Annotated in this window: 24 protein-coding genes; 11 read left to right on the forward strand and 13 right to left on the reverse strand. The window is 52.2% G+C overall.

Annotated features, from left to right (window positions below; genetic code table 11):
- The first annotated feature begins 69 nt into the window (after nucleotides 1-69).
- The 5 genes from EDC54_RS05520 to ubiA all read left to right on the forward strand — a co-directional run bounded on the left by EDC54_RS05520 (nucleotide 70) and on the right by ubiA (nucleotide 4,489).
- A complete protein-coding gene (locus EDC54_RS05520) occupies nucleotides 70-540 on the forward strand; it encodes an FxsA family protein (protein ID WP_132454080.1) in 471 nt (156 codons plus the stop codon).
- Between the two features lie 221 nt (nucleotides 541-761).
- Entirely contained in the window at nucleotides 762-1,055 is a 294-nt protein-coding gene (locus EDC54_RS05525) for a co-chaperone GroES (RefSeq protein ID WP_165904274.1), read from the forward strand.
- Nucleotides 1,056-1,100: 45 nt separating this feature from the next.
- Complete coding sequence (gene groL, locus EDC54_RS05530) at nucleotides 1,101-2,747, forward strand: chaperonin GroEL (RefSeq protein WP_132454084.1); 1,647 nt, start codon at nucleotides 1,101-1,103, stop codon at nucleotides 2,745-2,747.
- Nucleotides 2,748-3,076: 329 nt separating this feature from the next.
- On the forward strand, nucleotides 3,077-3,613 hold the full coding sequence (gene ubiC / locus EDC54_RS05535) for a chorismate lyase (protein WP_132454086.1): 537 nt from the start codon (nucleotides 3,077-3,079) through the stop codon (nucleotides 3,611-3,613).
- A gap of 12 nt (nucleotides 3,614-3,625) precedes the next feature.
- Nucleotides 3,626-4,489, forward strand: a complete 864-nt coding sequence (gene ubiA / locus EDC54_RS05540) for a 4-hydroxybenzoate octaprenyltransferase (RefSeq protein WP_132454088.1) — start codon at nucleotides 3,626-3,628, stop codon at nucleotides 4,487-4,489.
- Between the two features lie 83 nt (nucleotides 4,490-4,572).
- Here the strand turns inward: ubiA and plsB are convergent, their stop codons facing one another.
- Nucleotides 4,573-7,071, reverse strand: a complete 2,499-nt coding sequence (gene plsB / locus EDC54_RS05545; protein ID WP_132454090.1) for a glycerol-3-phosphate 1-O-acyltransferase PlsB — start codon at nucleotides 7,069-7,071, stop codon at nucleotides 4,573-4,575.
- A gap of 127 nt (nucleotides 7,072-7,198) precedes the next feature.
- On the opposite strand from plsB, the gene EDC54_RS05550 reads away from it, so the two are divergent.
- From EDC54_RS05550 to EDC54_RS05560, 3 genes are all read left to right on the forward strand, one after another.
- Complete coding sequence (locus EDC54_RS05550) at nucleotides 7,199-7,564, forward strand: diacylglycerol kinase (protein ID WP_132454092.1); 366 nt, start codon at nucleotides 7,199-7,201, stop codon at nucleotides 7,562-7,564.
- 108 nt (nucleotides 7,565-7,672) lie between these two features.
- A complete protein-coding gene (gene lexA / locus EDC54_RS05555; protein ID WP_132454094.1) occupies nucleotides 7,673-8,281 on the forward strand; it encodes a transcriptional repressor LexA in 609 nt (202 codons plus the stop codon).
- A 570-nt stretch (nucleotides 8,282-8,851) separates the two neighbouring features.
- Nucleotides 8,852-9,061, forward strand: coding sequence for a CsbD family protein (locus EDC54_RS05560; RefSeq protein ID WP_132454096.1), 210 nt, complete (start codon nucleotides 8,852-8,854; stop codon nucleotides 9,059-9,061).
- A 42-nt stretch (nucleotides 9,062-9,103) separates the two neighbouring features.
- On the opposite strand, the gene zur is transcribed toward EDC54_RS05560, so the two are convergent.
- Nucleotides 9,104-9,613, reverse strand: a complete 510-nt coding sequence (gene zur, locus EDC54_RS05565) for a zinc uptake transcriptional repressor Zur (RefSeq protein WP_132454098.1) — start codon at nucleotides 9,611-9,613, stop codon at nucleotides 9,104-9,106.
- Between the two features lie 103 nt (nucleotides 9,614-9,716).
- The gene (locus tag EDC54_RS05570) at nucleotides 9,717-10,415 is read right to left on the reverse strand and encodes a pirin family protein (RefSeq protein ID WP_132454100.1); all 699 of its coding nucleotides are present in this window, start codon (nucleotides 10,413-10,415) and stop codon (nucleotides 9,717-9,719) included.
- A gap of 111 nt (nucleotides 10,416-10,526) precedes the next feature.
- Here EDC54_RS05570 and EDC54_RS05575 point away from each other — a divergent pair, with 111 nt between their 5' ends.
- Nucleotides 10,527-11,423, forward strand: a complete 897-nt coding sequence (locus tag EDC54_RS05575) for a LysR family transcriptional regulator (RefSeq protein WP_132454102.1) — start codon at nucleotides 10,527-10,529, stop codon at nucleotides 11,421-11,423.
- Nucleotides 11,424-11,485: 62 nt separating this feature from the next.
- Here EDC54_RS05575 and EDC54_RS05580 read toward each other — a convergent pair whose 3' ends face one another.
- From EDC54_RS05580 to EDC54_RS05625, 10 genes are all read right to left on the reverse strand, one after another.
- Nucleotides 11,486-12,475: a glutathione S-transferase family protein gene (locus tag EDC54_RS05580; RefSeq protein ID WP_132454104.1), complete on the reverse strand. Its 990-nt coding sequence runs from the start codon at nucleotides 12,473-12,475 to the stop codon at nucleotides 11,486-11,488.
- 136 nt (nucleotides 12,476-12,611) lie between these two features.
- On the reverse strand, nucleotides 12,612-13,007 hold the full coding sequence (locus EDC54_RS05585; RefSeq protein WP_132454106.1) for a DoxX family protein: 396 nt from the start codon (nucleotides 13,005-13,007) through the stop codon (nucleotides 12,612-12,614).
- A gap of 259 nt (nucleotides 13,008-13,266) precedes the next feature.
- Nucleotides 13,267-13,557, reverse strand: a complete 291-nt coding sequence (locus EDC54_RS05590; RefSeq protein WP_132454108.1) for a YqjK-like family protein — start codon at nucleotides 13,555-13,557, stop codon at nucleotides 13,267-13,269.
- Nucleotides 13,554-13,949, reverse strand: coding sequence for a phage holin family protein (locus EDC54_RS05595; protein WP_132454110.1), 396 nt, complete (start codon nucleotides 13,947-13,949; stop codon nucleotides 13,554-13,556). The genes EDC54_RS05590 and EDC54_RS05595 overlap by 4 nt, the downstream gene beginning before the upstream one ends.
- A 13-nt stretch (nucleotides 13,950-13,962) precedes the next feature.
- Entirely contained in the window at nucleotides 13,963-14,268 is a 306-nt protein-coding gene (locus tag EDC54_RS05600; RefSeq protein ID WP_132454112.1) for a DUF883 family protein, read from the reverse strand.
- A gap of 163 nt (nucleotides 14,269-14,431) precedes the next feature.
- Nucleotides 14,432-14,821: a DUF1090 domain-containing protein gene (locus tag EDC54_RS05605; RefSeq protein ID WP_132454114.1), complete on the reverse strand. Its 390-nt coding sequence runs from the start codon at nucleotides 14,819-14,821 to the stop codon at nucleotides 14,432-14,434.
- A 5-nt stretch (nucleotides 14,822-14,826) separates the two neighbouring features.
- Nucleotides 14,827-15,222: an EnvZ/OmpR regulon moderator MzrA gene (mzrA, locus tag EDC54_RS05610; RefSeq protein ID WP_132454116.1), complete on the reverse strand. Its 396-nt coding sequence runs from the start codon at nucleotides 15,220-15,222 to the stop codon at nucleotides 14,827-14,829.
- A gap of 2 nt (nucleotides 15,223-15,224) precedes the next feature.
- On the reverse strand, nucleotides 15,225-15,899 hold the full coding sequence (locus EDC54_RS05615; RefSeq protein WP_132454118.1) for a DedA family protein: 675 nt from the start codon (nucleotides 15,897-15,899) through the stop codon (nucleotides 15,225-15,227).
- Between the two features lie 445 nt (nucleotides 15,900-16,344).
- On the reverse strand, nucleotides 16,345-17,121 hold the full coding sequence (exuR, locus tag EDC54_RS05620) for a transcriptional regulator ExuR (RefSeq protein WP_132454120.1): 777 nt from the start codon (nucleotides 17,119-17,121) through the stop codon (nucleotides 16,345-16,347).
- 203 nt (nucleotides 17,122-17,324) lie between these two features.
- Nucleotides 17,325-18,614: an MFS transporter gene (locus tag EDC54_RS05625; protein ID WP_132454121.1), complete on the reverse strand. Its 1,290-nt coding sequence runs from the start codon at nucleotides 18,612-18,614 to the stop codon at nucleotides 17,325-17,327.
- A 414-nt stretch (nucleotides 18,615-19,028) separates the two neighbouring features.
- On the opposite strand from EDC54_RS05625, the gene uxaC reads away from it, so the two are divergent.
- Both uxaC and EDC54_RS05635 read left to right on the forward strand, forming a co-directional pair.
- The gene (uxaC, locus tag EDC54_RS05630; RefSeq protein WP_132454123.1) at nucleotides 19,029-20,438 is read left to right on the forward strand and encodes a glucuronate isomerase; all 1,410 of its coding nucleotides are present in this window, start codon (nucleotides 19,029-19,031) and stop codon (nucleotides 20,436-20,438) included.
- Between the two features lie 205 nt (nucleotides 20,439-20,643).
- Complete coding sequence (locus EDC54_RS05635) at nucleotides 20,644-22,110, forward strand: tagaturonate reductase (protein ID WP_132454125.1); 1,467 nt, start codon at nucleotides 20,644-20,646, stop codon at nucleotides 22,108-22,110.
- Nucleotides 22,111-22,127: the final 17 nt, after the last annotated feature.

The raw sequence follows: 22,127 nt of genomic DNA on the forward strand, positions 1-22,127 counted from the left end.
CGAATTTCGAACGCGATGACTTAACACGTTGTTATCAACCGCTGTATGTATAAAACACAGGAGAACCGGGTGCGCTGGTTACCGTTATTATTTATTTTTCTTTTGGCTTACATCGAGATATCGATATTTATCCATGTTGCGGACGCGCTGGGCGTTGCCGTAACCCTTCTGCTGGTGGTTTTCACGTCCTGCGTGGGCGTCTCGCTGGTGCGTAATCAGGGGGTGAAAACGCTGGTGCAGATGCAGCAGAAAATGGCCGCCGGGGAAAGCCCCGCCGCGGAAATGGTTAAGAGCGTGTCGCTGGTGTTGGCTGGGTTTTTGCTTTTGATCCCCGGTTTCCTGACAGACTTTCTGGGGCTGTTGCTGTTGCTGCCGCCGATACAGAAAAGCCTGACGCTTAAGCTGATGCCGCATCTGCATGTCTGGGGCTCCGGTGCGGGGGCGTCGGCGTCCACCAGGAATACCTTTGAAGGGGAATATCAGCGTAAAGATGACGGGCGTGCCAATATTGAGCACCAGGACGACCGGGATAACCACTAAAACCCCAGCGGGCTGAAAAAACAGACGAATATTTATCGCATTGATAATTATCAATTTTTATTCTTTGTTATCAATAAGTAGCCGCCTGACGCAAAAAAAATGAATTTTTGCCCTTGAAGGGCAGAGAAACGTCCCCACTTAGAACACCACAAGGCCGATCGTGAAAGCATGGTCGGCGTTTATCCTAAACCGATATGGACTTTCTTAAAGGAGAGCTATCAATGAAAATTCGTCCATTGCATGACCGCGTGATCGTCAAGCGTAAAGAAGTCGAGTCCAAATCTGCTGGCGGTATCGTTCTGACCGGCTCCGCCGCAGGTAAATCTACTCGTGGTGAAGTTCTGGCCGTAGGTCATGGGCGTATCCTGGAAAATGGCGAAGTGAAGCCGCTGGATGTGAAAGTTGGCGACATCGTTATTTTCAATGATGGCTATGGCGTGAAAGCAGAGAAGATCGATAACGACGAAGTCTTGATCATGTCTGAAAGCGACATTCTGGCAATTGTTGAAGCGTAATTGCGCGTACTCATCTGAACTGAACGAATTTAAGGGAAATACATCATGGCAGCTAAAGACGTAAAATTCGGTAATGACGCTCGCGTAAAAATGCTGCGCGGCGTGAATGTACTGGCTGATGCAGTGAAAGTCACTTTAGGTCCGAAAGGCCGTAACGTTGTGTTGGATAAATCTTTCGGCGCGCCGACCATTACCAAAGACGGCGTATCTGTTGCCCGTGAAATCGAGTTGGAAGACAAGTTCGAGAACATGGGGGCGCAGATGGTAAAAGAAGTCGCCTCTAAAGCGAATGATGCAGCAGGCGACGGTACCACGACCGCAACCGTATTGGCGCAGTCTATCGTGAATGAAGGGCTGAAAGCCGTTGCCGCGGGCATGAATCCGATGGACCTGAAACGCGGTATCGATAAAGCCGTTATCGCCGCGGTTGAAGAGCTGAAAAAACTGTCCGTTCCTTGCGCGGATACTAAAGCGATTGCACAGGTTGGTACCATTTCCGCCAACTCCGATGAAACCGTCGGTAAACTGATCGCGGAAGCGATGGAAAAAGTCGGTAAAGAAGGGGTTATCACCGTTGAAGAAGGCTCCGGTCTGCAAGATGAGCTGGACGTGGTAGAAGGTATGCAGTTTGACCGCGGTTACCTGTCTCCGTACTTCATCAACAAGCCTGAGACAGGTTCCGTTGAGCTGGAAAGCCCGTTCATCCTGCTGGCGGACAAGAAAGTGTCCAACATTCGTGAAATGCTGCCAGTGCTGGAAGCGGTCGCGAAAGCCGGTAAACCGCTGCTGATTATCGCGGAAGATGTTGAAGGTGAAGCGCTGGCAACGCTGGTGGTGAACACCATGCGCGGCATCGTGAAAGTGGCTGCGGTGAAAGCACCGGGCTTCGGCGACCGCCGTAAAGCCATGCTGCAAGACATCGCGACGCTGACTGCCGGTACGGTCATCTCTGAAGAGATCGGTCTGGAGCTGGAAAAAGCGACGCTGGAAGATCTGGGTCAGGCTAAACGTGTCGTCATCAACAAAGACACCACCACCATCATTGATGGCGTGGGCGACGAGGCGGCAATTCAGGGGCGCGTATCCCAGATCCGTCAGCAGATTGAAGAAGCAACCTCTGATTACGACAAAGAAAAACTTCAGGAACGTGTGGCTAAACTGGCCGGCGGTGTTGCCGTCATTAAAGTTGGCGCAGCAACCGAAGTTGAAATGAAAGAGAAAAAAGCACGCGTTGAAGATGCGTTGCACGCGACCCGTGCCGCCGTTGAAGAAGGCGTGGTGGCTGGCGGTGGTGTCGCCCTGATCCGTGTTGCGACTGCAATCAACGGTCTGAAAGGCGACAACGAAGATCAGAACGTGGGTATCAAAGTTGCTCAGCGAGCAATGGAAGCACCGCTGCGTCAGATTGTGTCCAACGCCGGTGAAGAGCCGTCTGTGGTTGCCAATAACGTGAAAGGCGGCGAAGGTAACTACGGTTATAACGCGGCGACTGAGCAATACGGCAATATGATCGAGATGGGTATTCTGGATCCGACCAAAGTGACCCGCTCTGCACTGCAATATGCGGCTTCTGTTGCCGGATTGATGATCACCACTGAATGTATGGTGACCGATCTGCCGAAAGAAGATAAAGCCGATTTAGGTGCTGCCGGTGGTATGGGCGGCATGGGAGGAATGGGCGGCATGATGTAATGGGACACGATTGTCGCCGGCAGTGATTGTCCGGTGACAACGGGTTCAGATTACAGACATTCGTCTTTTTGTCCTGCAAAAGCACCATCCGATAGTGATATCGGGTGGTGCTTTTTTATGCGGGCGTTTTATCTTCAACGGCATGAGACTGCCGTCTGTGTGCGAATGAATCAAGAGACCTCTCTAACGGCAATCCGATGGCGAACCGCACGGTTGAAATGTTGCCATATTGATGATGAATCGGGTGATAGCGTGTTATCGGGGGGACATTCTGCGCTACAATAAGGGCGTTTACTTTATTTACATAAAACCCTGTTCGGAGTGGGGACATGTCTGACGATGCGTCAATGCTTCTGCGCACAATTTCCTGGTGTACCGAGCCCCCTTCGTCGGTATTACCTGATCATATTGGTGACTGGCTGAGGGAAACCGGCTCCATGACGCAGCGGCTTGAAAAATATTGCGCTCAGCTGGAGGTCACACTTTGCCGTGAGGGGTTTATAACGTCGCAGGTGTTGGACGAAGAGCGTGAACAACTGCCGTTTAGCGAAAGTTACTGGCTGCGTGAAGTGGTGCTGTATGGCGATGGCCGCCCCTGGCTTTTTGGCCGGACGCTCGTCCCACAGCAGACGCTCAACGGTGCAGACGCGGCGCTGACGGAAATCGGTAATCAACCGCTAGGCCGTTACCTGTTTGAACAAAAGGCGCTGATGCGTGACTACATCCATACCGGATGCTGCGAAGGGTTATGGGCGCGGCGTTCCCGTCTGTGTCTTTCTGGTGGTCCATTACTGTTGACTGAGCTTTTCTTACCGGAAGCACCGGTGTATTTCACGCCGGGTGATGAGGGTTGGCAGGTAATTTGAGGAGATTATTCCTTGGAAAGAAGCTTTACAGCAGGGAAATGGCTGGCTTACTGCCGCTTGATGCGGATTGATAAACCGATAGGTTCTTTGCTGCTGCTGTGGCCAACGCTATGGGCGCTATGGCTGGCAGGGCGTGGCTCGCCAACGCCATGGACGCTATTCGTTTTTATTGCGGGGGTTTTTTTAATGCGCGCGGCGGGCTGTGTCATCAATGATTACGCCGATCGGCATTTTGATGGTCATGTAAAACGCACGGCTTCTCGCCCGCTGCCCAGCGGTGAAGTCAGTGAGCAATCTGCCAAGGTTTTGTTTATCGGGTTGGTTCTACTGTCGTTTGGCCTGGTGTTGACGCTGAACATGATGACGATCTGGCTATCTGTCGCCGGGCTGGTTCTGGCATGGGTATACCCGTTCATGAAGCGTGTCAGTCATCTGCCCCAGTTGGTTCTGGGGGCGGCGTTTGGCTGGTCGATACCCATGGCCTATGCCGCGGTGAGTGAAAGTCTGCCAGCGAGCTGCTGGATGATGTTTTTGGCTTATGTGTGCTGGACCGTCGCCTACGATACGCAATATGCGATGGTCGATCGTGATGACGACCTGAAGATCGGGGTGAAGTCTACCGCGATCTTATTTGGTCGTTTTGACAACGCGATTATTGGCTTACTGCAACTGGGGATGCTGGGGTTACTGCTGGCCTTGGGGAACCTCAGCGGATTGGGTATGCCGTACTATATCGCGCTGCTGGTGTCTGCCGGGATGTTTGTTTATCAACAAGTGCTGACGGCCGGACGGGAGCGCGATGCCTGTTTTAAGGCGTTCCATAACAATAAATATGTCGGTATGGCCGTATTTATTGGCGTGCTGCTCGGCCTGTAACGCGGGTTAGGCAAAAATAAAACAGCAGCGGTTTCCCGCTGCTGTTTACGTTACGGCTTTTGTCATGTCAAACGCTCTCGCGGTCAAGCGGGGGCGTTATCATTCTTTTCCGGCGAGTCCTTAGCGATCTCTTCTGTTGATTGAACGCCGGGTTCCGTTTCAGTCAGCGCACTGGCGCTTTCTATCGTCAGCCGAACCTCCGGGGTGATTAAATCGCCCAGGATGTTGTAGATCGCCACGATATCATGCTGGGGGGCTTCTGCGTTGTCGGTGATGTACCCTTCCGTGCGTAGGGTTGCGGCCAGCGTTGAGAACACGGCCTTATCAAAAAACTCCGGCGCATTGATACCATGTAAAACAGACAGGCGCTGTGCCATGTTACGGCTCTCTTTCTCCAGCGTCCCACGGTTAATGGCCGGGTTTGCGCACAGCAAAGACAGCGTGATCGCGTAGCGTTGCAGCGTCTCGCGCACGCCGGCGGCAAGCAACTGTAGCGTGCGAATACGTGATGGATTAATCGCCAGCTCACCATCACGGCTGCACAGCAGTTGTTGTCGAACCAGTTCGTCAGCCAGCGTTCCCAGTACATCAGGTAGCTGTTCTCTTGAATAGTGCAGGAACAACTCCGACTGGAGGAAGGGATAGATCAGCGTGATTTGTCGCACGACTTCGTCAAGCGCGATCCGACGGTGATGGATGACGATGCTGGCAATTAACGACGGTAACACCAACAGATGCTGGATGTTATTGCGATAATAGGTCATCAACACAGCCTGCTCGCGCGGCAGAATGATGATGTCACCGATGCTGTCCTTCTCCACTTCGAACTTGTCCATGCCCAGCACATGTTCCAACAGTTCATCCGCTGTCTTTTTGGGAACGGTAATGTCCTTGTGATAAGGCGCCTGACGCAGCAGTTGCAGGTAGCAATCCAACTGCTCACGCATTTGCTCGCGCGTTAATGAACGTTGACGCGATGCCAGCAGGGCGGTGGAGCACAAGTTCATCGCGTTCGCGGCCGCAGAATTATTGATACGCACCATGATATCCATAGAGATATCCTGTACCGTGGGGGTGAGCCAACTGGGGCGCTGCGCTTCAATCGGATCGATGGCGTCGCGCCATTGCGGTACATGCTGATTCAGGTAGGCGGTGAGCGGGAGCGGTTCGCCGAAGTTCACATAACCCTGCCCCAGATTACGCAGCTTACACAGACCACGCACCATCTGGATAAAACCTTCTTTTTCCTTCGCCGCGCCGCGCAGTTCCTTAGCGTAGGTGCCCACTTCCATCACATGCTCGTAACCGACATAGATCGGCACCAGCGTAATGGGGCGCGCACCGCCTCTGAGCATGGCCTGAATGGTCATCGCCAGCGTACCGGTTTTGGGATCCAGCAAACGCCCTGTGCGCGAGCGTCCTCCTTCCATGAAATACTCAACCGAATAGCCCCGGGCAAACAGTTCGCCCAGATATTCGCGAAAAATCGTGGAATATAGCTTGTTTCCTTTGAACGTTCGGCGAATAAAGAAGGCACCCAGACGGCGAAAGATAGGGCCTGCCGGCCAGAAATTCAGGTTGATGCCTGCGGCGATGTGCGGCGGAACCAATCCCTGATGATAGAGAACATAAGACAGCAACAGGTAATCCATGTGGCTGCGATGGCAGGGGACATAGACAATACTGTGTCCATCCTGCGCGAGCTGACGGACGCGCTCGGCGTTATGAACATTGATGCCCTGATAAAGGCGGTTCCACGTCCAACCCAGCACGCGATCTGACAGGCGCACGGCTTCATAGGAGAAGTCGGCGGCGATTTCTTCCATCAGCTCAATCGCGTTCTGCTGCGCTTTTTCATGAGAAATCTTCTTGTTTCGCGCTTCGTCGTCGACGGCTTTTTTGATCGCTTTGGAATCCAGCAGCTTGTTAAACAGCTCCTGACGCACCGGTAAACGCGGCCCGACGGCGGCCAGCCGCTGGCGGGAGAAGTGCATGCGGGCGACTCGCGCCAGTTTGTGGGCTATGGTGGTGTCGGTGCCATGTTCGGTGGCCATATAGCGCAGCGACACCGGGCTGGAGAAACGCACAAAACTGTCACGCCCCAACCACAGCACGGCAAAAAATTTCTCGATACCGTTGAGTAAGCGCAGGTGCGGCGTCGTTTGGGAATGGCCCTCTCGCCCTGGCGAACGGCCAAACATGACGGATACCGGCACCATTTGCACATCTAAATCGGGATTGGCGCGGTGAAGATCCAAATAGTCGTGGAACAGTTTGACGGACTTCTGTTTGGGAACGTAGTAACGGAAGACGCGCGGTCCGTCATTAATAAAGACATGGCTGGGCAATTGGACGCCATTCAGTTCGACGGAAAGTGAAGGGTCGGGCAACCCTAGCGCCAGACACTTCGTGCGTAACGTTAATAAGTCCGCCTGAGAGTTATAAGGCAGAACATAGAGTATGGGACGTGAGGGATCTAAGCCCAGTTCTACTACCGGATCTGCGGGAATAACTTTGCTTTTCACCAGCAATTTCAGTGGTAGATTCAATAATTTATAGTAAATTTTACGCCAACCTGACATAACAACATGGAGCCTCTTGTTAGCAATGCGCCGCAAGGATACCAGAAACTGCGGCGGAGATCTGTGGTGATGAGACAACGCAAGCACGTTAAAATGCGAACTTTTTTGCGTAAATAATGGAGGTTGAATGAATAAAGCAACGGGGATGGCCCGAATTATCAAGGCGACGGGGTATTCTCTCAGCGGGTTAAAACAGGCATGGCTGCATGAAGCGGCGTTTCGTCAGGAAACGGTATTGACGATTGTCGGCGTCTGTATCGCCTGTCTGTTGCCCGTGATGCTGGTAGAGAAACTGCTGCTGATTGGGTCTGTCGTGCTGATTATGCTATTTGAACTGGTTAACAGCGCCATTGAGGCCGTGGTTGATCGCATCGGCAGCGAGCATCATGAGTTATCAGGTCGGGCGAAGGATATTGGATCGGCGAGCGTTTTTGTTGCGATTGTCCTCGCTGCTGTCGTATGGGGCAGCATCCTCTGGCAACATTTTGCCTGACGCTACGCAGAAATAAATAAAACCCGGGCTTTACTTATATCCCGGTTCCCAATTGCGCCTCAGCTGTATATACTCACAGGAAGACTGTATAAACAACCAGGGGGCGGGATGAAAGTATTAACAGCCAGGCAGCAGCAGGTCTATGACCTGATCCGCGATCATATTGCACAAACCGGAATGCCGCCAACGCGCGCGGAAATTGCTCAGCAACTGGGGTTCCGCTCGCCGAATGCGGCCGAAGAGCATTTGAAAGCGCTGGCACGCAAAGGCGTGATCGAGATGGTATCAGGCGCTTCCCGCGGGATTCGTCTGCTGATGGAAGAAGAAGCGGGCATTCCTCTGGTCGGGCGTGTGGCCGCGGGTGAACCGCTGCTGGCGCAGGAGCATATCGAGTGCCACTATCAGGTTGACCCCGCGATGTTCAAGCCGAGTGCGGATTTTTTGCTGCGCGTCAGCGGTATGTCGATGAAAGATATTGGTATTATGGATGGCGATTTACTGGCCGTGCATAAGACGCAGGATGTGCGTAACGGCCAGGTTGTCGTGGCGCGTATTGAAGATGAAGTCACGGTTAAGCGTCTTAAAAAACAAGGTGATACGGTTCATCTTCTGGCGGAAAACGAAGAGTTCGCCCCCATCGTTGTCGATTTGCGTCAGCAAAGTTTTTCAATAGAAGGTTTAGCGGTGGGCGTGATTCGTAACAGCGACTGGAGCTAACCGTTTGCAGGGATGCACGGCTCGTTCTTTCTGAGCCCGTGCATCGGATTTGGGCGATGAATGTCAGGTTTTGCTTCATGTATCGGTGTCCGACGTGTTGTTTTATCCCATTGTGCTCCGGCGATCTTTTTCTTTTTTCTCTCCCCCACCAACAAGCCGCGCGACTCTCCACGCTTCAATCGATAAGCAGAAGCCATCTTAACCAGCGGTATATATTTCGTTACATTTACCGCGTAGCCCTGTGTTATTTCTTACGGCCTGTTTTTTCACCGGTTTTTACCTCTTTTCTCGTGGGAAAAGGTACTTTTTAGTTTCAGATTCTTTATTTTTTATTTTAATCAAAATATTCAACTATTATTTATGGCGAGGTAAGCGTTTTTATCTTGTGTGTGGGAGCTCACCACCTTGCTGACTGGATCGTAAATCAAGAAAAGCGGTGGTCAATGAACAAGGGTGGTGGCTAACACATTTCGTCTGAGTGGCTTAATGAATAGGCCTGTTTATCTGAAATTGCTGCATGGGCAGATGATGACGCTTTATGCAAAATGCACCTGAGGTATGGAGGTTCTTATGAATAAAGACCAGGTCAGCGGTAACTGGAAACAGTTTAAAGGTAAAGCGAAAGAACAATGGGGCAAATTGACGGACGATGATTTGACCGTTATTGAAGGTAAACGTGACCAACTGTTCGGTAAGATCCAGGAACGTTACGGCTATGAAAAAGAGGCGGCAGAGAAAGAAGTGAAACACTGGGAAGATCGTAACAAGTTTCACTGGTAGCCAACACCGCGGTTTTTTATAGGGAAACGATAGCCATGTTGGCTATCGTTTTTTTATGGGGAGAGTATGGTCGTGATCGCAATGATCCGGCTGGTTGCATGATGCCACTTCCTGACAGTCGCTGCACAGCCCACGCGCTTCCACAACACTGTGACGTAGCGTAAACCCTGCCTGCTGCGCCAGATTGCGCAGCGTTTCTTCCACGCCTTCGGTCTGACGTTCCGTCACCAGTCCGCAGCGGTCACAGATGAACAGCGCGGAAGTATGGCTGTGATCTTCGATATGATGACACAGTACATAACTGTTATTTGACTCGACCCGATGAATAAAGCCTTGTTCCAGAAGGAAATCCAGTGCGCGATAAACGGTTGGCGGCTTTGCCTGAGGTTCGGAGACCCGCAGTAGATCCAGCAAATCATAAGCGCTGATCGCGCCGGATTGGCGGGCCATAAGGCGTAATACCTCCAACCGCTGTGGGGTCAGACGCACACCGCGCTGCTGACAAATTTGTTCAGCCTGGGCAAGAAGTTTGTCCTGTTTGGTTGAATACATTGCCATTTACCCTGACGCATTGAGGAACAAGACATCCATCTTATCACGACTCGCCGGAAACGCCGAGCCGATGGCATGTCCTTGCGGGGACGGGAACAGAATGCTACGCGACCAGATCGATAAGCAGAGCGCGTAAAGGGGATTCAGCCTCTAACGTTACTGACGTTTCCTGTTTGATGAAAGCGCCATCGCCGCAGTGCAATGTTGCACTGTGCTTTGCGCCTTTCACCACCATTGAACCATGGATCAGCTGGAGATAGGCCTGATTTCCCCGTAACGCTATCGTGCTTTGCTCATTCAATGAGAGATTCACGTGGTGTATCCAGACCTGCTGGCGCAATTGAAGGCTATTTTGCTCCCCTTCCGGAGAAGCCAGAAGCGTGTGATTCTCTGCATTCAGCACCATACGTTGCAACGGGCTATTTTCTCTGGTCTGACAGGCATTCAGCCATAATTGTAGACGCGTCAGCGGGGTGCCGGCATGGGGATTGTGTTCGCTATAGCTGAGGTTGGGCTGGGTCGCGAGCAACAGCACATCACCGGCTTTGGCGCGAATGTGACAGCCGTTGCTATCGCGATATTCCGCTTCACCCTGAAGAATGATGTTCAGGATATCAACGCGCGGATATGTACGCGGCTGGAACGATGCGCCTGGAGCAAGCACTTCCTGATTGAGTACGCGCAACGATGCATAGCCTAATAGCTGCGGGTCAAAGTAATGACCAAAAGAGAACGTATAACGTGCCTGCAACCAGCCATAATCGGCTTGGCCGCATTGCCCCGCCGTTCTTCGTGTGATCATGAAAATGGCCCTCGGGTAATTATTTCTTAAACTGATAGTAATTATGTGGACGTGGGATTGTTAGCTAGTTAATCTGGTTGGTATGTTCAAAATTCTTGAATGAGTACGAAGATGGGAAAAGAGCGAGCGTTGACGCTGGAAGCGTTGCGGGTTATGGATGCGATCGATCGTCGTGGCAGCTTTGCCGCCGCCGCAGACGAACTGGGGCGAGTGCCTTCAGCACTGAGTTATACCATGCAAAAGCTGGAGGAAGAGCTGGATGTCGTTCTGTTCGATCGCTCCGGGCACCGTACCAAGTTCACGAATGTCGGACGAATGTTACTGGAACGCGGGCGTATTCTGCTGGAAGCGGCGGATAAGCTGACGACGGATGCGGAGGCATTGGCTCGCGGTTGGGAAACGCATCTGACGATTGTCACGGAAGCGCTGATCCCGACCGAGCGGCTGTTCCCATTGATAGATAAATTGGCGCTCAAAGCGAATACGCAGGTCTCGATTCTGACGGAAGTGCTGGCGGGCGCATGGGAACGCCTTGAACAAGGACGTGCCGATATCGTGATCGCGCCCGACATGCATTTTCGCGCCTCTTCCGAAATGAATATTCGTAAGCTGTACACGATGAATAATGTCTATGTCGCCAGCCCGGATCACCCTATCCATCAGGAGCCTGAGCCGCTGTCGGATATCACCCGCGTGAAATATCGTGGTATTGCGGTAGCGGATACCGCGCGTGAGCGCCCGGTGCTGACTGTACAACTGTTGGATAAACAGCAGCGCCTGACGGTGAGTTCGCTGGACGATAAACGGCGGGCGCTGCTGGCCGGGTTGGGGGTTGCGACCATGCCTTATCCGATGGTGGCGCAAGATATCGCGGAAGGACGTTTGCGAGTGATCGGGGCGGAGCATCAGATGGAAAGCCAGATTATCATGGCCTGGCGCCGGGACAGCATGGGCGAGGCGAAATCCTGGTTCCTGCGTGAGATCCCCAGGCTGCTGAATCAGCCCTAAACCTGTCGTCTTATTCAGGCAAGGTGTGCTCTACACCTTGCCCGATCTCAATATGAACAAATTTAGTGGTTAAACGCTTTATCACGCTGGTGAGGTTGGTTCAGATCCTGCTCTGGCCCCAATGAAATCACGCCATGCGGGTTAATCGTCCCGTGGCTGCGATAATAGTGGTGGCGAATATGCGCCATGTTGACGGTATCGGCAATGCCGGGCATCTGATAAATATCGCACAAAAAGCCGAATAGATTCGGGTAGTCGCTCAAGCGGTATTTGTCGCATTTAAAATGCGTGTGATAAACCGGGTCGAAACGGATAAGCGTCGTCCACAGCCGCAGATCCGCTTCGGTCAGGCGTTCGCCAGTCAGATAGCGCTGTTTCGCCAGTATGGCTTCCAGATCGGATAGCGCGGCGAAAACGGCCGTGGCGGATTCGTCATAGGCTGACTGACTGGTCGCGAAACCGGCTTTGTAAACGCCGTTATTGACCTTGTCGTAAATCCAGCCGTTCAGTTCGTCAATCTGAGTGCGTAACGCTTGCGGGTAGTAATCCCCCGCTTTTGCCCCTACGCCGTCAAAGGCGCTATTCAGCATACGGATAATATCCGCGGATTCGTTACTAACGATGGTATGTTGCTCGGTGTCCCACAGAACAGGTACCGTCACCCGTCCACTGTAGTCCGGTTTTGCGTGCAGGTAGAGCTGGTAAAGGAATTCGTGCTGATAGAGCGAGTCACCGGTTGTGCCTGCGAAATCTGTACCGAACGTCCAGCCATGATCGAGCATTAACGGGTGAACCACCGAAACCGCGATGTGATCTTCCAACCCTTTTAACTGCCGCATTAACAGCGTGCGGTGCGCCCACGGGCAGGCGAGTGAAACATAAAGGTGATAGCGCCCGGACTGAGCAGGGAAGCCGCCTTTTCCGGTCTGACCGGGGGCGCCATCAGGCGTTATCCAGTTACGGAAGGCCGATTCTGAACGCTTGAAGTGGCCGCCGGTAGCGTGGGTTTCGTACCAGGTATCATGCCAGACGCCGTCAACCAATTGTCCCATAAATGCCCCCGTTTGAGTAATAGCAATCGACGACAAGCTCGACCGGCTTATCGTCGTTGTTGTCACCTAATCAGCGTACTGTCGCGATTAAGTCTGTGGATGATGACTAAGTGTAGTACAGGTCGGAAAAGGTCTTTTACCACTTTTTGTTCAGCAGACGGTCGATGCTGAATGCGCCCGGGCCCGTTACGGCCAGTAACAGGTAGCCGCCCGCAATAGTCAGGTTTTTCAGGAACATCAGCTGGTTAACGCCTTCCGCAAAGTTGGTGTGGAAGAGCAGCGCGGTCAGCAGCGTAAAGCCCGCGGTGAACAGCGCAACGGTGCGAGTCAGCAATCCGAACAGAATGGCCAGTCCTCCACCCAGCTCCAGCAGGATCGTCAGCGGCAGCAGGAATGCGGGGACGCCCATCGCCTGCATGTATTGCTGTGTACCGGCGTAGGCATCGCCGAGTTTGCCGTACCCAGCGACGATAAACAGAATCGGCATGAGAATTCGGGCCGCTAGCAGTGTAAGACTTTCTAAATTTTTCATCATCTCTCCAGTTAATTTTATTGCGGGCCGTTGCCCTTTTTCACCGTTTATGGCAGGTAAATCACGGTGATTCTGTCTGCCATTAATTTATGGAGAGATAGTATAGGGGCATGAATGACGCCGCCAGCGAGTATATTTGTGGTTTTTATTCACAAAAATTGATGATGTGCCAAACGCAAAGACGCGCAACGAAGAGGGCGCGCGTCGGGGGAAGGACGTGAGGAGCTGTCAGGGGATGATGCCGTGGGGCGTTGGCCATTTACCGACGTAGTTTTAACGTCTTACGCATAAATCTGAATGTGCCCCAGATACCGACGAGGCGTCGTCCCCAAAGGAACATGCGTTTGGGATGGCGGATGCCATATAACGCCACCAGACCGGAACCGGCAATCCAGAATTTACGCCACTGCATCAGGTTTTGCCAGTAACGATCGTAACGTGCGGTGGCGTTCAGCCAGCGATTTTTGCTGGCTGATAAATCCAGACGCTGCTGTTGTATTTGCCGCAACAGCTGCGCCTTCTTCATTTCGCGTTGCTGACGCTGGCTCACTTGGGATCCTCCTCAAGGAGTGCTCTGTCGGTCTCCAGTTCTTTGCGTGTCGCTTTGAGTAAGGTGGACCTGCGTACCTTCAGAAGCGTCCAGATTCCGCCTATCAACGCCAGCCCTAATAATGTTGCGGTGATGCAACCCAGCGTGTAAAGACGATACTGAGGTTCAATACCCCAAATAATCAGAGCAACCAGTGCCATGATGCCAAACATGGTAAAAAGCAGCGTCAGACCAGCCAGGATAAGTAACTGAATGAGGTTTGCTTTTTCCTCTTCTAATTCAATTACGGCCAGACGTAAACGACTTTCAACCATTTTGACGACAATGGTGACGATGCGTTGGGCAGAATCTATGACCCCGCTTGCGGGGCCTTGTCGTTTTTGAACAGTCATATTGATTAGCTAATTAGCGACGAGCAAGCAGCACGCCAAGTACGACACCCACCGCTGCGCCAATACCGACACCGGTCCACGGATTATCACGAACATATTCGTCAGCTGATTCAACGGCATCTTTAGTATGGGAGGCAATACGCTCACCGGTTTCACTCAGGCGGTTACGCGTTTCTTTCAGCGCGCCTTCGGCTTTGCTGCGTAGCTTTTCCAGCTCATCCTTAGACTTATCAGCGGAAGAACTTAAAACTTCCTCTAAAGTGTCCGCCAGTGTTTTCAGTTCGGTACGCAGATATTCGGAATCTTGATTTTTAGCCATATTAATAACCCTTTATATAGTGAACCTGGATATTAACTATAGCCCAAGATGAAATTTGTGCTGTTTTGACGGGGTCGGAAAATTCTAATAACTTACGTTAATCGTTCAAAATTCGTCCATTTGAACATAAAGCAAACGATTTTGGAAAGGATCGTGCAGGAAATTAGCGTGACACACCGGAGTCTGCCGCACGTAATTCCTGTTCGGCTTCAGCCAGCTTTCTTTCGCGTTTACGTATTTTCTCCGCATCATCGCCTTTTTGGCGGCTTTCATCCAGCTCTTGCTGACGCTCGATAACCTTTTGACGTTTTTGCGCAATTTCATCCTGACGTTTCTCCACCAGTCCGGCGTCGGTACAGTGGGTTTCCACGCCATTCAGCGCCTTTTTCAGGCCATCAATACGGTGCTGATTGTCGTGCTGGCGGGCTTCGTCGATCTGGCGTTGGATATCCAGGGCTTTCTGCTGACAGGTTTCCACCTGAGAGGCGGCGTTGGCAAGGGCATGACCAGAAAACAAGACGGATAACGCGATAATGACTGGGGACAGTTTCATCTTTATCACCCTAATTTGGACTGTTTCTGAGGCAGTCTCTGTTGAGAGAACGACGCCGGTTTTGTTTCTTGCTGCGCGGTAATATTGACCTGAGGAAGCGACTGACGCAGGACATCTTTGGCCACGAGGCTCTGTTCCGGCGAGGCGAGGCGCACGATCAGACTGTCCTGTTCCGGCGTAATACTTTTAATCGAAATCCCTTTTTCGTTAAGACGCTGATAAACATAAAACCCGTCCGGCAGTGTCACGCCATTGTAGGGCTTGATGTGCAGTACCGTTTCCCCCTGAGAACGACGCAACGACTGAGATTGCGTCAGGGCAATCATCGGCAGGGTGAGCAACAACAGTATGCGCCGTGTTTTCTTGAACGAAAGCATGGTGGACAGCCAACGAATTGGCATGATTAACCTCCTTTTTCTGCGTTAGCGGTATGTTTTTTACGCCAAAGAACAAAGAGCGATCCAAACAGGCCGATAACCAACAGCACCAGCGGCAGCATCATCAGAAAGAACATAAGTTCGTCTTCATACTTCATAAAGACCGTCGTTTTTCCTAAGGCAAAACCCAGTGTAACCAGAATAATTACCCACAGGAAGCCACTCATCCAGTTAAAAAATTGAAACCGCGCATTGTTCAGGCCGGATAAACCCGCGATGGTCGGTAAAAGTGTACGAACGAACGCCAGGAAGCGGCCAACCAGGAGTGCTGACAGACCGTGACGGTGGAAAAGCTGATGGGCGCGCTGGTGATAGTGCGCAGGTAAATGCGATAGCCAGCTCTGTACGAGACGGGTGTTGCCGAGCCATTTCCCTTGAACATAGCTGACCCAACAGCCCAGACTGGCTGCGGTCGTTAACAGGAAGATGGTGAAAGGGTAATTCATCGTGCCTTTGGCGACCAGAACACCGACCAGAATCAGCAGGCTGTCGCCGGGCAGGAAAGCGGCAGGAAGTAGGCCATTTTCCAAAAAAATAATTAAAAACAATAATATATAAATAGTCCATACCAACTTGGGGTCGGCTAATATATCGAAATCCTGATGCCAGAGTGCGTTTAACAGTTCTTTGATTATATCCATCCGGTATTCCTAATACTGCTGTTTCATTTTAGCCTTGGCGATAGTAACGCTTCTGGTCATGACAAGAATACATACGATTTTTCCGGACAGAGGATGATTGGTTTTTGATGATCTCTATTTTCTGCCGTCTGATCGTCGCGCTGATTGTTGAGTTGATGCGTGCTTTTTGCTGCGGACCCGCTAAACAGATGGCCAGGGGATTGTTTGGCCTTGGCGAGTTTTACATCCAAATCGACGGATTAAGCGTAAAAAAGACGCGTTAACTGTAACAAAGTCGGTGTTATTGAGACAGAAAAATATTACGACAACCGGGGGCGATTTGGGGCATTTTTTCGGGGAAGAGTGAGGGTTTCTGCGATATTTTACACAGGCTGACAGAAATCAACGTTTTCTGACTTTTTCCCCTGGTTCAGGACGGTACGGACACTGAATCAGGGGCGGTGATTCAGGATTTTCCCGTGTGGGGCGGCTCAAGGTGAACGACCGGGTTTTCGGCAAACATGTAGCGATCGACGTTAAACTCAAAGTCATCCGTCGTGGCACTGAACAGCATTTGTTTGGTGTTTTCTAAATGCTGCCACATTGCCAGTTTGGCGGCGTGGGGATCTTTGCGCATCAGTGCTTTCAGGATCCGATCGTGTTCCTCGCACCAGCTTTCGATGGATTTATCGTCAATGTGCTCATGGAGCTTGAGCCAATAGGGGTTGTGGATCCGCTGGCTCCACATCTTTTCAACAATGGTGGCCATTGCTGAGTTTTGCGTCGCCAGCGCAACCTGTACGTGAAATTTGAGATCCCACTGAGAATCACGGAAACGATCTTCCTGCCGGGCATACTCCTGAATTTCCATGAGTTGGATGATGTCCTGACGCGTGACCTGCGTGGCGGCAAATTCAGCTATGTTGCTTTCAATGAGCTGACGCGCCTGTAGGAGTTCAAACGGCCCCGCCGTGACAAACTCAACATCGCCGCTATTGATGAATGGGTTTTTTTGTTGATTCGCGATAACGTGAATGCCAGAACCCTTGCGTACCTCTACGTATCCTTCGACTTCCAGCATGATGATGGCTTCACGCACCACAGTGCGGCTGACATTCATTTCTTCAGCGATATAGCGTTCTGCCGGTAATTTTTCGCCGACCTGATATATGCCGCTTTCTATACGCTGTTTTAGTTCCGCGGCTAATCGCTGGTATAGCCGCCGTGGTTCAGTGAGTGCCATGATATCTGCTCTTGATAGATTACGGTCCATGTGCCACGTCAGGGCCTGAGTGTCTATCTTGTTAATCTTTTCAGGATGATTTGTTATACCACTTAATCATAGCAGCAATCCTGTTTGTGGTCGCCGTTATCGGGGGATGTGGTTCACCCGGCATCAAATCATACCGGATGAGTCGAAATAATGCAGGAATTATCCGCGCCGGTTTATCTCTTTTCGTGTTTAGCCATGGCGGCAACGTCTGAAGCCGGTTGGTTTTTCAACAGGGTCCAGATGAGGATGGCGCCTAAGAGATCGAAGACGGCCAGCGCGGCGAACAGCGGGCTGAAACCCAGCGTATCGGCCAGCGCGCCGACAATAAGTGCAAATAAGGTGCTTGCCATCCAGGCCGCCATACCGGTTAAACCGTTTGCCGTGGCGACCTCGTTACGGCCAAACACATCGGAAGACAGGGTGATCAGCGCGCCGGACAGCGACTGGTGCGCAAACCCCCCGACGCACAATAGCGCGATGGCGACATAAGGACTGGAAAACAGGCCGATCATCCCAGGGGCGATCATCAGTATGGCGCCTAACGTTACCACCAGTTTGCGGGAAACGATCAGGTTCACGTGGAAATATTTCTGGAACAGCATCGGCAGATAACCACCGAGGATGCAGCCGATATCGGCGAACAGCATGGGCATCCAGGCGAACATGGCGATTTCTTTCAAATTGAAGCCATAGGCTTTAAACATAAACAGCGGGATCCAGGCGTTGAAGGTTCCCCAGGCCGGTTCCGCGAGAAAGCGCGGCAGGGCGATGCCCCAGAATTGGCGGTTACGCAGGATCTGCCAGGCAGACATCTTCTTCACGTTATTGGTCTGGTGGTGAGCTTCCTGCCCATTCAGAATGTAATCACGTTCTTCGTCGCTGAGTTTTTTCTGATCTTTCGGATGTTTATAGAATAGGAGCCAACTGAGGGCCCAGATCAGGCTCAGCGCACCGGTAACAATAAACGCCATTTCCCAACTGTGCGCCACTATCGCCCATACCACCAGCGGTGGAGCGAGCATGGCGCCAATCGATGAGCCGACGTTGAAGTAGCCCACCGCGACAGAGCGTTCTTTTGCCGGGAACCACTCGCTGCTGGCTTTCAGGCCGGCGGGGATCATCGCGGCTTCCGCCATACCGACTGCGCCGCGGGCGATCGCCAGACCGCCCCAGCTGTTGGCCAGCGCGGTCCCCATACAAAAAACCGCCCACAAAATGGCAAACATGGCATAGCCGATTTTGGTACCGAGCAAATCCAGTACATAGCCTGCAATCGGCTGCATAATGGTATAACAGGCTGAATAGGCGGCAATGATGTAGGAATACTGTTGTGTCGTGATGTGTAACTGGTCTTGCAGCGTCGGTGCGGCGACAGAGATTGCGTTACGCGTTAAATACCCCAGCACGGTGCCGACGGTTACCAGGGCAATCATATACCAACGTAGTCCTTTGATTTTACGCATTTACTTTCTCTCCGAATCAATAAAGCCCCCGTGTCGGCGCTGGAGCGCGCCACGGGGCGATGTGTCGCAAAGTGTTCTACGGCACGTCCTGTTGTTGTGCTGAACAGGCAAACGTTTCTCTTTGTCAGATCGCGATTGAATCCCTGATTAAGGCAGCGTTACAATAATTTGTCATACATCTTTAAAGGTTGAGTGATATCACAAAACCATAATTTTTATGTGGTGTTGCGACTTTTCGCTTGAATTGAGCAAGACAGGGGCTTTAACGCATGAAGATGCTGAGTTATTGTACCGCTTGTTGGATTTTTGCGATCATGACCTCACAAATACGGTGAGTTATTCCGCATAATTGGTGTGACATCTTTTGGCGATAAACCTACTTTGGTGCGCAAGAAGCGCGGTAAGGAAGAAAAAATGCCCCAGTTTCTGAGTGAAGATTTTCTATTGGACAGCGAGTTTGCCCGTCGGCTTTATCATGAGTACGCTGCCGATCAACCGATATTTGATTATCATTGCCATTTGCCGCCTGAACAGATCGCAGAAAACTATCGTTTCAAAAATTTGTATGACATCTGGCTGAAAGGCGATCACTACAAATGGCGCGCGATGCGCACCAATGGCGTGCCCGAGCGCCTGTGTACCGGGGATGCCGGCGACTGGGAAAAATTTGAAGCCTGGGCCGCCACTGTGCCGCATACCATCGGCAACCCGCTTTACCATTGGACACATTTGGAACTGCGCCGTCCGTTCGGTATTACCGGCACGCTGCTGTCGTCAGTCACGGCAAAAGACATTTGGGATCGCTGCAATGCCATGTTGGAGCGCGATGACTTTACCGCGCGCGGCATCATGCAGCAGATGAACGTGAAAATGGTGGGTACGACAGACGATCCGATTGACGATCTGCGCCACCATAAAACTGTTGCTCAGGATTCAAGTTTCTCTATCAAAGTGTTGCCGAGCTGGCGTCCGGATAAAGCGTTCAATATTGAACTGGCAACCTTCAACGACTATATGGCGAGGTTGGGTGAAGTCTCTGACACCGATATTCGCCGTTTCAGCGATCTTCAAACGGCGCTGACCCGGCGGCTGGATCACTTTGCCGCGCACGGTTGTAAAGTCTCCGACCACGCGCTGGATGTCGTGCTGTTTGCCGAAGCCGATGAGGCGACGCTGGACAGTATTCTGGCGCGTCGTCTTTCTGGCGAAACGCTGAGTGAACATGAAGTGGCGCAGTTCAAAACGGCGGTTCTGGTTTGGCTGGGAGCGGAATATGCCCGCCGCGGCTGGGTTCAGCAGTATCACATTGGCGCACTGCGCAACAATAACCTGCGTCAGTTCAAACTGTTGGGGCCGGATGTGGGCTTCGACTCTATCAACGACCGTCCTCTGGCTCAGGAACTGTCTCGCCTGCTCAGCAAGCAGAATGAAGAAAATCTGCTGCCGAAAACCATCCTTTATTGCCTGAACCCACGCGATAACGAAGTGCTCGGCACCATGATCGGCAACTTCCAGGGCGAAGGGATGCCGGGCAAGATGCAATTCGGTTCCGGCTGGTGGTTCAACGATCAGAAAGACGGTATGCAACGCCAGATGACCCAGCTCGCGCAGCTTGGTTTGCTGAGCCGTTTCGTCGGCATGCTGACCGATAGCCGCAGCTTCCTGTCCTATACCCGACATGAATATTTCCGCCGCATTCTGTGCCAGATGATAGGCCGCTGGGTGGAGGCGGGAGAAGCGCCAGCCGATCTGCCTCTGCTGGGGGAAATGGTGAAAAACATCTGTTTCGATAACGCGAAAAATTATTTTGCCATCGAGCTGTAATTCCGCCGAATCGTAAGGTGTGAATTGCGCGAGAGGCGTGGCAGTCAGCTTCCCAAAGCGGCTTACGCCACGGCTCTCGGTGTCTCGGTCTTTTGTCATCGGCACCTGTGGTGGTTCGGTGCGGGTGGTTTGAATAGAGGGTAAGGCTGACGATGGCCGGACTGCCGCACCCTGAATGTGAGATTTGTCCTGAGGTAACCTGTTAATGCAAACGCTAAATCGTCGTAATTTCCCCGGTCGCCAGCACCCGGACCGTGTTATCCAGTTTGGTGAAGGTAATTTCCTGCGCGCTTTTGTGGACTGGCAACTGGATTTGTTGAATGAGCACACCGATCTGGATGCGGGCATCGTTGTCGTACGTCCGATCGATTCCGATTTCCCGCCCGCACTCAATACGCAGGACGGGTTATACACCACCATTATCCGCGGCCTGAACGAACAGGGCGAAGCGGTACGCGAGTCGCGCCTTATCCGTTCGGTGAACCGTGAAATCAATGTGTACCACCAGTTTGATGAGTATCTGGCGCTGGCGCACGATCCGAACATCCGTTTCGTCTTTTCCAATACCACCGAAGCAGGGATCAGCTATCACGCTGACGATCGCCTGAACGACGCGCCGCCGGTGAGCTTTCCGGCAAAGTTAACGCGTTTGCTGTATGAGCGTTTCTGCCATTTTGACGGCGCGGCGGATAAAGGCTGGGTACTGCTGCCGTGCGAACTGATTGATTACAACGGTGTGGCGCTGAAAGAGCTGGTGCTGCGCTATGCCAAACAGTGGGAACTGACGTCTGCGTTTACCGTCTGGTTGAATGAGCACAACACGTTCTGTTCAACGCTGGTAGATAGGATTGTTACCGGTTACCCACGTACGGAGGTTGAGGCGTTACAGCAGGAACTGGGTTATCAGGATACGTTCCTGGATACGGCGGAATACTTTTATCTGTTCGTGATCCAGGGGCCGCAGTGGCTGGCGGACGCGCTACGTCTGAACCAACTGAACCTGAATGTCCGTATCGTTGATGACATCAAACCCTATAAAGAACGCAAAGTCGCGATCCTCAACGGCGCGCATACCGCGCTGGTGCCGGTGGCGTTTTTGGCCGGGCTGGATACCGTGGGCGAATCCATGAATGATGCGCAGATTGGCAAGTTCGTGGAAAAAACCATTTCTGAAGAGATTGTACCGGTACTGGATCTGCCCCACGATGAGCTGACCTCGTTTGCTCAGGCGGTGCTCAGCCGCTTCCGTAACCCCTTCATTCAGCACCAGCTATTGTCCATCGCGTTGAACGGCATGACCAAATTCCGTACCCGTATTTTGCCGCAACTGCTGACCTATCGTGAACGCCACGGCAAGCTGCCCGCACGTCTGACGTTTGCGCTGGCGGCGCTGATCGCGTTTTATCGCGGTGAACGTCATGGTGAAGGCGATGCGGTGCAAACTTATCCGTTGCAGGATGATGAGCACTGGCTGACGCGTTACTCCGCGCTCTGGTCGGGCGTCAAAGCCAATACCGTCAGCCTGTCTGAGCTGGTGGAGCGTGTCCTGAGCGACGCGGAACATTGGGAGCAGGATCTCACGCAGGTTCCCGGTCTGGCGACGCAGGTGACGGCGCAGTTACAGGCCATCGTCGAGCGCGGTATGCGCGCCGCCGTAGAAGACTATTGCTAATCGGCAAGAAGGGTTAT

The organism is Samsonia erythrinae, assembly GCF_004342665.1.
Classification (GTDB): domain Bacteria; phylum Pseudomonadota; class Gammaproteobacteria; order Enterobacterales; family Enterobacteriaceae; genus Samsonia; species Samsonia erythrinae.